This window comes from Pseudomonas sp. S3_C06, assembly GCF_054667675.1.
Genome location: NZ_CP162747.1, coordinates 2,174,623 through 2,186,615 on the forward strand (window position 1 = coordinate 2,174,623; position 11,993 = coordinate 2,186,615).

11 protein-coding genes are annotated in these 11,993 nt (G+C 60.9%); 4 read left to right on the forward strand and 7 right to left on the reverse strand.

Translation table 11 applies throughout. From position 1 onward, the window contains the following. Positions 1–187 precede the first annotated feature (187 nt). Positions 188–1,192: an NADP-dependent oxidoreductase gene (locus AB4N44_RS09500; protein ID WP_150750545.1), complete on the forward strand. Its 1,005-nt coding sequence runs from the start codon at positions 188–190 to the stop codon at positions 1,190–1,192. Positions 1,193–1,319: 127 nt separating this feature from the next. On the opposite strand, the gene pyrF is transcribed toward AB4N44_RS09500, so the two are convergent. Further along, on the reverse strand, positions 1,320–2,018 hold the full coding sequence (gene pyrF, locus AB4N44_RS09505) for an orotidine-5'-phosphate decarboxylase (RefSeq protein WP_162483045.1): 699 nt from the start codon (positions 2,016–2,018) through the stop codon (positions 1,320–1,322). A gap of 296 nt (positions 2,019–2,314) precedes the next feature. Between pyrF and AB4N44_RS09510 the strand changes: the two genes are divergently transcribed. The 3 genes from AB4N44_RS09510 (at position 2,315) to xopAW (ending at position 5,203) form a co-directional block, all read left to right on the forward strand. Beyond that, positions 2,315–3,064, forward strand: a complete 750-nt coding sequence (locus AB4N44_RS09510) for a response regulator (RefSeq protein WP_446730731.1) — start codon at positions 2,315–2,317, stop codon at positions 3,062–3,064. Next, positions 3,064–4,113 carry a sensor histidine kinase gene (locus AB4N44_RS09515; protein WP_077574101.1) on the forward strand — a complete coding sequence of 350 codons (1,050 nt, stop codon included), beginning with the start codon at positions 3,064–3,066 and terminating at the stop codon, positions 4,111–4,113. The genes AB4N44_RS09510 and AB4N44_RS09515 overlap by 1 nt, the downstream gene beginning before the upstream one ends. Before the next feature lie 235 nt (positions 4,114–4,348). Continuing rightward, positions 4,349–5,203: a XopAW family type III secretion system calcium-binding effector gene (xopAW, locus tag AB4N44_RS09520; RefSeq protein WP_460109145.1), complete on the forward strand. Its 855-nt coding sequence runs from the start codon at positions 4,349–4,351 to the stop codon at positions 5,201–5,203. 562 nt (positions 5,204–5,765) lie between these two features. Here the strand turns inward: xopAW and AB4N44_RS09525 are convergent. From AB4N44_RS09525 to AB4N44_RS09550, 6 genes are all read right to left on the reverse strand, one after another. After that, the gene (locus AB4N44_RS09525) at positions 5,766–6,818 is read right to left on the reverse strand and encodes an AI-2E family transporter (protein ID WP_150775981.1); all 1,053 of its coding nucleotides are present in this window, start codon (positions 6,816–6,818) and stop codon (positions 5,766–5,768) included. A 69-nt stretch (positions 6,819–6,887) separates the two neighbouring features. Further along, a complete protein-coding gene (locus AB4N44_RS09530) occupies positions 6,888–7,694 on the reverse strand; it encodes a DUF4892 domain-containing protein (protein ID WP_095120607.1) in 807 nt (268 codons plus the stop codon). A 115-nt stretch (positions 7,695–7,809) separates the two neighbouring features. Continuing rightward, positions 7,810–8,664, reverse strand: a complete 855-nt coding sequence (locus AB4N44_RS09535; RefSeq protein ID WP_160041438.1) for an alpha/beta hydrolase — start codon at positions 8,662–8,664, stop codon at positions 7,810–7,812. Continuing rightward, the gene (locus tag AB4N44_RS09540; protein ID WP_127929363.1) at positions 8,661–9,467 is read right to left on the reverse strand and encodes an alpha/beta fold hydrolase; all 807 of its coding nucleotides are present in this window, start codon (positions 9,465–9,467) and stop codon (positions 8,661–8,663) included. The genes AB4N44_RS09535 and AB4N44_RS09540 overlap by 4 nt, the downstream gene beginning before the upstream one ends. 275 nt (positions 9,468–9,742) lie before the next feature. Further along, complete coding sequence (locus AB4N44_RS09545) at positions 9,743–10,186, reverse strand: hotdog fold thioesterase (RefSeq protein ID WP_077574107.1); 444 nt, start codon at positions 10,184–10,186, stop codon at positions 9,743–9,745. A 31-nt stretch (positions 10,187–10,217) separates the two neighbouring features. Beyond that, positions 10,218–11,873 carry an AMP-binding protein gene (locus AB4N44_RS09550; RefSeq protein ID WP_460109141.1) on the reverse strand — a complete coding sequence of 552 codons (1,656 nt, stop codon included), beginning with the start codon at positions 11,871–11,873 and terminating at the stop codon, positions 10,218–10,220. Positions 11,874–11,993 lie beyond the last annotated feature (120 nt).

The window sequence follows — 11,993 nt, forward strand, 5'->3', positions numbered from 1 at the left end:
AGTCATTGAGGTCTGCCGCACGTCAGCACTATCCAATGGCTGTTTATGTACCCATGCACCGCAGTGATAAAACCATGCCAGTGATTATCACTGCACTGGATCGGCGTGCATTCGCCGCATCAGCCAACCTTGCGCCAATGCCGCTGAGGGTCTATCAACAAGGCTTCATTCCGTTCGAGTGCCTGCCATGACCAACCAGACCAATCGCCAGTTCCTGCTCGCCAAACGCCCGGTGGGTGCGGCCAACCGCGAGACCTTCACCTATCAGGAAGTACCGGTGGGCGAACCGGCAGCGAACCAGATTCTGGTCAAGAACGAATACCTGTCCCTCGACCCGGCCATGCGTGGCTGGATGAACGAAGGCAAGTCCTACATCCCCCCGGTCGGTATCGGCGAAGTCATGCGTGCACTGGGCGTGGGAAAAGTCATCGCCTCGAACAATCCCGGATTTGCCGTCGGCGACTACGTCAACGGTGCCATTGGCGTGCAGGATTACTTCCTCGGCGAGCCAAGAGGTTTCTACAAAGTCGATCCGAAACTGGCACCGCTGCCGGTTTATCTGTCGGCACTGGGCATGACCGGCATGACCGCTTACTTTGCTCTGCTGGATGTCGGCGCACCGAAGGCCGGCGACACTGTTGTCTTGTCCGGTGCGGCGGGCGCGGTGGGCAGCATTGCCGGGCAGATTGCCAAGATCAAAGGCTGCCGGGTGGTCGGCATTGCCGGCGGCGCCGACAAGTGCAAATTCCTCATCGATGAACTGGGCTTTGACGGTGCCATCGATTACAAGTCCGAAGATGTCGTGGCGGGACTTAAACGCGAATGCCCGAAAGGTGTGGACGTGTACTTCGACAACGTCGGTGGCGACATCCTCGATGCGGTATTGAGCCGCTTGAACATGAAGGCGCGTGTAGTGATCTGCGGCGCGATCAGCCAGTACAACAACAAGGAAGCAGTCAAAGGCCCGGCCAACTATCTGTCGCTGCTGGTCAATCGCGCGCGGATGGAAGGTTTTGTGGTGATGGACTATGCCGCGCAGTACGCGAATGCAGCGCAGGAAATGGCCGGGTGGATGGCCAAGGGGCAGCTCAAGAGCAAGGAAGATATCGTCGAAGGCCTGGAGACTTTTCCGGAGACGCTGATGAAATTGTTCAGCGGTGAGAACTTCGGCAAGTTGGTGTTGAAGGTTTAAGGCCAGCACAAAAACCAATGTGGGAGCGAGCCTGCTCGCGAAAGCGGTGGTTCAGTCGATACTGACTTCGACTGATACACCCTCTTCGCGAGCAGGCTCGCTCCCACATTTGGATCTTCAGTGTGGCTTAGGCGATTTCGGCGACAACCGACGCCAGCGCCTGTGCCGGATCAGCCGCCTGGCTGATCGGACGGCCGATCACCAGATAGTCGGAACCGGCATCCAGTGCCTGACGCGGGGTCAGAATGCGGCGTTGATCGTCCTGCGCGCTGCCCGCCGGACGAATCCCCGGGGTCACCAGTTGCAGCGACGGATGCGCGGTTTTCAGTGCCGTGGCTTCCAGCGCCGAGCACACCAGACCGTCCATGCCAGCCTTTTCGGCCAGTGCAGCCAGTCGCAGCACTTGTTCCTGCGGTTCGATATCCAGGCCGATACCGGCGAGGTCTTCACGCTCCATGCTGGTCAGCACGGTCACGCCGATCAGCAGCGGTTGCGGGCCGCTACGCTTGTCCAGCTCTTCACGGCAGGCGGCCATCATGCGCATGCCACCGGAGCAATGCACGTTGACCATCCACACGCCCATCTCGGCGGCGGCTTTCACGGCCATCGCGGTGGTGTTGGGAATGTCATGGAATTTCAGGTCGAGGAATACTTCAAAACCCTTGTCACGCAGGGTGCCGACAATTTCTGCGGCGCAACTGGTGAACAGTTCCTTGCCCACTTTGACCCGGCACAGTTTCGGGTCCAACTGGTCGGCCAGCTTCAGTGCGGCGTCACGGGTGGGGAAATCCAGGGCGACGATGATAGGAGTCTGGCAGGCGGACATGAATGGGCTCTCAGGCAGGTCGAAATCGGCGCGCATTGTAGCGGAACCGGCGGCAGCGCGGCACCCGATGATCGGTAAATCGTCGCGCCGGCCGTGATCAGCATAGCGCTCGCTGCTATTGTGTCGACTCCGATACACAGCCGACACGCCAGCAACAAGCGCCCGCGCTAGCCTCGCCAGCCGCAACACGTCCTTACATCAGTACTTCCCGCCTCACGGCTGGACGCCTATGCTGAAACCACCACCTCGCAGCCCATCTTTTGTGGTTGGCGGCCTACTGGCAGATGAACAGCCTCATGCACAACAACCAAATGACCGCGACGGATGAGCCTAAAGACGACAAGCGCTGGAGCATTCGTGCGCTGATCGTCGATGACGACGTGCCGATCCGCGAGCTGATGATCGATTACCTCGCGCGCTTCAACATCCACGCCAGCGGCGTCACCGACGGTGCAGCCATGCGCCAGGCGATGCTGGCCGAGCATTTCGACGTCGTCGTGCTGGATCTGATGCTACCCGGCGAAGACGGCTTGTCGCTGTGCCGCTGGCTGCGCGCCGAATCGGACATCCCGATCCTGATGCTCACCGCCCGCTGTGAACCGACCGACCGTATCATCGGCCTGGAACTGGGCGCCGATGACTACATGGCCAAGCCGTTCGAACCACGTGAACTGGTCGCCCGCATTCAAACGATTCTGCGTCGGGTGCGCGATGACCGAACCGAACAGCGGGCCAACATCCGTTTCGACAACTGGCGCTTGAACAGCGTTCTGCGCCAGTTGATCGCCGACGATGGTCTCGTAGTGCCGCTGTCCAACGCCGAATTCCGCCTGCTCTGGGTGTTTATCGAAAAACCGCGTCGGGTGCTCAGCCGCGAACAATTGCTCGATGCTGCCCGTGGTCGCTCAATCGAAGCCTTCGACCGCAGCATCGATCTGCTGGTGTCGCGTCTGCGGCAAAAACTCGGCGACGATCCGAAAGCCCCACAGCTGATCAAAACCGTGCGCGGTGAAGGTTACCTGTTCGACGCGCGAGACATCGGCTGATGCGGGCGCGCTTCGACACGCTGTTCGGCCGCCTGTTTGGCGTGCTGTTCGTGGCGATCGTCCTCGCGCACCTGCTGGCTTTTACCTGGTTCCGCCTCTACGGCCCGCCCCCGCCTCCGCCACCTCCGGAGTTCTCCCAGGGCGCCGACGGCCAACCGATGGCGCAGGACCCGCGCTACCCGCCACGGCCCCCGCGCCCATGGTTCGGTGGGCCGGTGGTGCCGCTGACCTTCCAGTTCATCACGCTGATGATCGCGGCGTGGTACGGCGCCAAACTGCTCAGTCGCCCGATCCAGCGCCTGAGCGACGCCGCCGAACGCCTCAGCGAAGACCTCGACAGCCCGCCACTTGATGAGTCTGGCCCGCGAGAAGCACGGCAAGCGGCGCACACCTTCAACCTGATGCAGCGGCGCATTCGCGAACAGGTGCAGCAACGCGCACGCATGCTCGGTGCCGTATCCCACGACCTGCGCACGCCGCTGTCTCGGCTGAAACTGCGCCTGGAAAATATCAGCGACGAAAAGCTGCAAGGCCAGATGCGTCAGGACCTGGACGACATGATCGGCATGCTCGACGCCACCCTCACCTACCTGCACGAACAACGCACCAGCGAAGCCTTGCAGTTGATGGATGTGCAGGCGCTGGTCGAATCGCTGTGCGAAAACGCTCAGGACCAAGGCGCCGACGTGCAGGTCAGCGGCCATTGCACACCGCTGCCGGTACAACCGATGGCGTTGCGTTCGTGCATCAATAACCTGATGGACAACGCCCTGCGTTACGCCGGGCAGGCGCGGATTGAACTGCAGGATCAGCGCGAACAACTGCTGATTCGCGTGATCGACCACGGCCCGGGAATTGCCGAAGACAAGCGTGAAGCGGTGTTTGAACCGTTTTATCGGCTGGAAGGCTCGCGTAATCGCAATTCCGGCGGTGTGGGGCTAGGGATGACCATTGCTCGCGAGGCGGCGCAACGTTTGGGTGGCCAGCTCAATCTTGAAGAAACCCCGGGCGGCGGCCTTACCGCCATCATTCGCCTGCCACGCCCCTGAGAACGCCACCGACTCACTGTGGGAGCGAGCCTGCTCGCGAAGGCGTCAACTGATCCAACATCTCTTGTTAATGTACCGGCCTCTTCGTGAGCAGGCTCGCTCCCACAGGGTTTGGCGGTGTTCATTCTGCCGTGTGTACCGTCCGGTACAAACCCCACATACCCCGGACAACTTGCGCCCTGACCCTGCATAAGCCGGTGCACCCACCGGTTTGCCATTCCAGGGAGTGAGTCCGATGATCGGTAGCGTCAGCAACTACACGAGCTATACCAGCACCAGCAGCACCTCCACGCAAAACGCGCGCAGCCAGCAACTGCAAAAAGAACTGTTCGCCAAACTCGACAGCAACAGCGACGGCGCGGTGGACCAGGACGAACTGAAAAGCGCCCTGTCGCAGAAGTCCGACGACGGCCTGCTGGTCAACCTGAGCAAACAATTCGGCGATCTGGACAGCGACGACAGCGGCAGCCTCAGCGCCGAAGAAATGACCGCCATGGCGCCCCCGCCGCCGCCCGGTGATCAAGCCCCCGACACCGACCTGGCGGACGCCCTGATCAGCGCCCTCGACACCGATGGCGACGGCGCCATCAGCAGCGACGAACTGAGCAGCGGCCTGACCAGCGCCGGCAGCACCGCCGACAGCAACGAACTCTTCTCCGCACTCGACAAGAACAAGGACGGCACCGTCAGCCAGGACGAACTCACCGCCAGCCTGACCCCACCGCCGCCTCCGCCACCACAAATCGACAGCGACGAACTGTTCAGCCAACTCGACACCGATGGCGACGGCAGCGTGACCGCGACAGAACTCAGCAGCGCACTGCAAACCAGCGACAGCGCGACTTCAACCACCAGCACTGACACCAGTGCCGCGCTGCTCAAGATTCTCGATAGCGACAGCAGCGGCGGTGTCAGCAGCGACGAGCTGAAAGCGGCTTTACAGGCAGGGCGAGAACGGCCGGATGAAGAACAGACCGCTTCGACCCAGAGCACCACTGAAGCGCTGAACCGCATGATTGCCAATTTGAGCAAGCAGTACTCGCTGGAGAAGACGGCGTCGGTGGGCAAGTATTTGAATGTAGCGACTTGAGTCGACGCCATTATTCGCCGCGGAAAATCAAAAGCCCCTCACCCTAGCCCTCTCCCAGAGGGAGAGGGGACTGACCGAGGTGTTTGGGGGAGATACGCCGACGTGAAATACCGCGTCGAACGCAGGCTTTGAAAAGCACACAAATCGGCTCCCTCTCCTTCGGGAGAGGGCTGGGCGGGCGGCGTTCCGATGAGGGGCAAATCCACCACAAAACAGAAGCCGAACACTTGCTCTTCACCACTCAACAGGATGAGCGTTAGCTCGGCTGCAGCTCTTGATCTGTAGGGCGACGTCGGAAGGCTGAGTGGAGGGATTGATCCGGGCGTGGGAGCGCAGCGACCGTTTGGCGAAGCCAAACACAGCGGGAGGAGGTGCAGCGAAGCAAACCGTAGACGCTGCGCCCGGATCGATCCCGGAGCGAAGGAACCCCGAGCCCCAGCGAGCGGGCCGCACGCAGGAGCAAGCCCTTTTGGTTACTTTTGGGGCGTTTGCCAAAAGTGACCCGCCGTAAGGGCGGAACCTTAATCAGCAACACCCGCAGCAACGGATATACCCACAAAAATCAGCGTCGCTCTTCAACCCGCCCCTGACTCTTGCTCCAATCCGTCAACAAACTATAAGCCACCGCCAACAACGTAGGCCCGATAAACAACCCGATAAACCCAAACGCAATCAACCCGCCAAACACCCCAAGCAACACAATCACCAACGGCAAATTCCCGCCGCGACTGATCAGATACGGCTTGAGCACGTTATCCACGCCACTGATGATGAATGTCCCCCAGATCCCGAGAAACACCGCCATCCCATACTCACCCTTCCACGCCAGCCAGGCCGTCGCCGGCACCCACACCAACGGCGGCCCCATCGGAATCAGACTCAACAGAAAGGTGACAATCCCCAGCACCAACGCCCCCGGCACCCCGGCAATCAAAAACCCGATCAACGCCAGAACCGCCTGCGCCGCCGCCGTGCCGATCACGCCGTTGACCACCCGCTGCACCGTACCGGCCACCAGCTCGATGTAATACCCGGCGCGATCGCCGATCAAGCGCTCCAGCAAACTGTGCACAAACGCCGCCAGTCGCGGCCCGTCACGGTAGAAAAAGAACACAAAGACAATGCTCAACGTCAGTTCGAGAATGCCACCACCAATCTGCGCACTGCGCGCCAGCAGCCAGTTACCGACCTGCCCCAGATAGGGTTTGATCGATACCATCAATGCGGCACCCTGCTGATCAATGCTGTTCCACAACCCGACCAGGCGCTCGCCCACAAACGGCACAGTCCCCAGCCACGCCGGCGCCTCAGGCAGACCGTCGACCTGCACATCCTTGATAAACGCCGTGGCATCACGCACATGATCGGCCAGGTTGAACCCCAGCCACACCAGCGGCGCCGCCACCAGCAGCATCCAGCCCAACGTCAGAATCGCCGCAGCCAAGGACTCGCGACCATTGAGCCAACGGGTCAGCAGGCGCATCAGCGGCCAACTGGCAAACGCCAGCACCGCGCCCCAGAACAGCGCCGACCAGAACGGCGCCATCACCCACAGGCTGGCACCAAACAACACCAGCAGCAGGATCTGCACCAGCAGGCGATCGTTATTGAGCATGTAAGGTCTCGAAAAAGTCAGTCAGGCAAAGAGTAGGCGAACACGCGGTTCGTGCTCGCCCGCAACAGCTTAACGCAACAGATCGATGCGCAGGCCAGAGCCTTCGACACTGCCGGTTTCCATGCGTGCCGCCCGAACACCCTGATTGATCAGCGCCTCACGCCAGGCTTCGGCCTTGGGCCCGGATACCGTGACGCGCAACGTCGTGTCAAGGTTAAGACCTCGGGAAATCAGGCGTAGCCAGGTGTCATCCGGCTCATTCACGCGATCAGGGAAGTCCAGCTCACCGGTGCTTTTGAGCTGACGTAACAGGGTCGCCGAGGTCGGCAGCAACTCACCCAGCGGTGCCACTGCCTCGAATTGTTCGACATGCAGATAGGCTTTGCGATTGCCGCGGGTGATGCTGTAAAGCGCCACCAGCGTGTTGTCCCGCGGTGCCGCCAGCCTCAACAGCAGATAGGCCTGTTGCTCGTCGGCGCCATACAGTTTGGCGTTACCGAACACCTCGTTGGCCCACAGGCTGCTTTCGCCGCAATCACGCGCCTGACACCAGAACAGCAATTCGGCGTCCTGTTTTTGCAGGGCTTCGCGAGCAGCGGTAAAGGCTTCGGTGGCGGAGTGTTCGGGCGGCAATTCGTAGGTCACCGAAGTGGTCTGGCCACGGGCGGTGACCTGACCGTCGAAACGCAGCTGGCCACTGATCTTGCGGATCGAGCCCAGCGGATAGATGCGCTCCAGTTCAACCGGAGGGCGATAGTCGACGATCTGTGCATCGGCCAGACGCGGCACGATCTGCAGATCCTGACTGCCCGGCACATCGGCGGCGAACGAAACGGTACTGAAACAGCACAGTGCCAACAGACTGAGTGACCGCATAGTCAGGCTCATCGGATCGGCATGACTGGGTAATTCGAGGTCGCAGCGGTATAGAAATCCATCGTGGTTGTCTCCCATTTCAACCCGACCAGCCTCGACAGTTGCCCGCAGCAAGTCAAGGAATGGCGAAGAACCGATTGAAACAGTCTGCGACAAGGTCGGCCCCGGCCTCATCGTTCAGGTGCAAATGGTGCCCGCCCGCCAACTGTTCCCGGCTAAAGGGTAGACGTTCCAGCAACTCGGGATGTTTGGCCAGCATGCCCTCAGCCGCGACCACCAAGTGCGCCGGGCAACTGACTCGCAGCGCGAAAGCCATCGCCTGTTCCTCGGTCAGGCGCAGCGGCGATGGCAGGGTCAGGCGATTGTCGGTGCGCCAGGTGTAGCCACCGGGCACCGGCATCAGTCCGCGCTGAGCCAGCAATTCGGCGGCCTCACGGCTGACTGCGACCAGACCTTTCATGCGCGCTTCGATAGCGCGGTCGAGGGTGTTGTAGACCGGTTTGCGTTTCTCGTGCAGATCCAGTTGCGCTTGCAGGGCCATGCCCATACGTTCGGCGGCGTTTTCGCCTTTGTCTGTAGGCGGAACCACGCCGTCAATCAGCGCCAGATGGCTGATGCGTTCCGGCAACGACCCCGCCAGCACCAGCGAAACAATCGCGCCCATCGAATGCCCAAGCAGGCCGAACCGCTTCCAGCCCAGTTGCTCGGCGACTTGCAGCACGTCATGGGCATAGTCCCACAGTGCATACCCGGCACCGTTCGGCCGATGCCCGGAATGCCCGTGCCCGGCCATGTCCAGCGCGATGATGCGCAAGCCTTTGAGCTTCGGCGCCAAACGGGCAAAGCTGTTAGCGTTGTCGAGCCAGCCATGCAGCGCGATCACCGGCACACCGTCCTCGGGCCCGAACAAATGCGCGGCCAGTTCGATATGCGGCAGGCTCAGGCGCACTTCTTCGAAGGTCGGGCTCATGCGCAATCCTTGTCCTGGCGGTTTTCCCAGCGGTTGAACAGGTTTTTCAACAGGCGCGCGGTGTCCTGCGGACGCTCAAGCGGGAACATGTGTCCGCCGGGCATGCTCAGTGCCTCGCCTTGGGCCAGACGTGAAACGAAACGGGTGTGATGGCGCATGACCACGCGACTCTTGTGCCCGCGCACCACCGCCAACGGCACCTGCAATTGACGCGTACGGCCAGGGCTGGTGTGCGGCACGCCGCGATAGATGCTGATCTCGGTCGCCGGGTCGAAGCGCAGGCGCAGCTTGTCGCCAACCTGATGCAAACCGTGCTGCAGGTAGGCATCGAAGCATTCCGGATCGAAACCACGGAACAGTGTCTTGCCAGCAAAATAGCTGCGCGCACTGTCGAGGTCGGCGAACTCTTCCCGTCGACCAAGGGTGCGGCCTGCCGGAGTCAATTTGTCGATGAAACCAAAGCGCTTGGCGGCACGGATCACCCATTGATCGGTGCGGGTCAGCACCGGCGAGTCAAGCATCACCACGCCGCGATACAACTCAGGACAACGCAGCGCTGCGTGCAAATGCAACACACCGCCAAAGGAATGGCCGACGCCCCACACCGGTTGATCCTGCTGCTGCAAATGGTGGATCAGCTCATCAACGAGGTTGTACCAGTTGTCGTCCGCCGGAAAACGCGGGTCATGGGCATGCTGTTCCAGATGTGCAACCCGATACTCGGGCGCCAGCGCCGCGAACAACTTGCCATAGGTACCCGAGGGAAACCCGTTGGCGTGGGCGAAAAAGATCGGTTGCGACATGCTGGTAAATCCATGAGCAGGAAACGTGGCGTTGATTGTCCGTAAGACCGCGCCCGACAGCAATGACCGTAACTGCCAGTAATGATGACAGTCCGGTCAGGGCTATGGTGAGTCAGTCGGATCGCTACCCCCTCACCCCAGCCCTCTCCCCCAAGGGGGCGAGGGGGAAGGGAGCAGATTTGCATGAGTTTCAAAACCTGAGTTCGGCTCGATAACTCAGGTCGGCGCAACTCGAACATCCAGCCCGGTCAGTCCCCTCTCCCTCTGGGAGAGGGTTAGGGTGAGGGTGGCTGCTCACCCAGCGGTACCACTGCCATGGTCAACCGCGACACACAACTGGCCTTGCCTTCATCACTGGTCAAGCGAATGTCCCACACATGGGTGGTGCGTCCGATATGAATCGGTTTGGCCACCGCCGTGACCCGTCCACTGCGCAATCCGCGCAAATGGTTGGCGTTGATTTCAAGCCCCACGCAATAAAACTTGCTGGCATCGATGCACAGGTAACTGGCCATCGAACCGACGGACTCCGCCAGTACCACCGACGCGCCGCCGTGTAGCAAGCCATACGGCTGATGAGTGCGATGGTCGATGACCATGCTCGCGGTCAGCGATTCTTCGTCGAACGCTTCGAAGCGGATGTCGAGTACTTCGCCGATGGTGTTTTTCTGGATTGCGTTCAACTGCTCGATGTTCGGGGTGGTGCGCCACAAGCTCATCGCAGACTTCCTTTGTTGTTTTAGTGGTCGCTCAATCCTGCCACAGCACCGCCTCGCTGCGCTCGCTCCATTCTTCGAAGCGCGCACCGTAAGTGTCCTCGATGACATTGCGCTTGATCTTCAGGGTCGGTGTGAGAAAGCCGTTTTCCACGGCCCAACTGTCTTTGACCACTACCAGTCGGCGCAGGCGTTCGTGCTTGTCGAGTACGGCGTTGACCTCTTCCAGGAGTTTTTCCAGGCTCGAATGCAGGCTTGCCCGGCCCTCTTCCTGATTGACGCTCGACAGCACACACAAGCCCAGCGGCGCACTCAAACCGTCGCCAACCACACACACCTGTTCGATCCGTGAATGCACCGCCAGGCGATTTTCAATCGGCGCCGGGGCGACGTATTTGCCCTTGCTGGTCTTGAAGATTTCCTTGAGCCGACCGGTCAGGCGCAGGTGCCCTTCTGCATCCTCTTCGCCCTTGTCGCCGGTGCGCAGAAAGCCATCCGCGGTAATCGTTTCTGCGGTTTTCAGCGGCTCCTTGAAATAGCCGAGCATGTTCGCCTGACTGCGTACCTGCACTTCGCCCGATTCATCGATGCGCACTTCGACATCCGGACACGGCTTGCCAATCCAGCCCTGTTTGTATTGCCCGGGCAGACAGATGTGCGAGTAACCGCAGCCCTCGGTCATGCCATAGACCTCCAGCACATCAAGGCCGAGTTTTTGATACCAGGCAAGCAAGGTCTGCGGCACTGGCGCGGCACCGGATAATGCTACCCGCAAGGCGTCCAGCCCCAGCCCCGCCAGTACTTTGTGCCCGACCCGTTTGCCAATGAATGGCAGGCCAAGGAGGAAGTCGAGGCGCTTGGCCGGGATCTTGCTGTACACGCCCATCTGGAATTTGGTCCAGATGCGCGGCACGCCGAACATCGCGGTCGGCCGCGCGCGCTGCAAGTCAGTGATAAACGTCTCAAGGCTCTCGGCGAAGAACACTGTCTGCCCGGTGTAGATCGACGCCAGCTCAACGAACATGCGCTCGGCAACGTGGCACAGCGGCAAGTACGACAGCAGTCGGTCGTTCTCGTTGAGGCCGAACAGTTGCGTGCCACGGGTCGTGGCAAAACCGAGATTGGCAAAACTGTGCATCACGCCTTTGGGCAGGCCGGTGGTGCCGGAGGTGTAGATAATTGTCGCCAGTTGCTCGGCCGCCGGGCGCGGATCGTCCTGAATCGGTGAGCTGCGCTGCAGGTCGGCCCAGCTGAAATCGAAATCCCCGGGCGGATGCAGCGGCAGGCTGATGGTCGGCAAATCGGCCGGCACGCCTTTGGCCATGCCCGGCCAATCGTCGAGTTTGCCAATGAAGGCCAGGACGCTTTCCGAGTGATTGAGTACTTGCGCGACGGAGTCGGCGGTGAGGTTGGGATACAACGGAACGGAGACGTGCCCGGCCATCCAGATCGCCAGGTCGGCGATGATCCAGTGTGCACAGTTTTTCGAGATCAGGGCGATGTGACTGCCTTGCGGCAACTCGCGGGCGCGCAACCAGTGCGCGGCGCAGCGAGCCTGATGGCCGACATCCGCCCAGCTCAGCGTTTCGACCTGGCCGCCACCGACGGGCTGCACCAGAAAGCGCTGGCGCGGGTGCCGGGCTTCACGCTCGTAGAACACGTCCAGCGGCAAACGGAAGGCAGCAGACATGCGACTCGCTCCTGTTTTTGGGTCTGGAGCAAGCGTAGTCAACCAAGCAAGTGCTTGGTTGGAAAATTCAAACAAATAATTTCAGGATGTACGCAGAAACCAATGTGGGAGCGAGCCTGC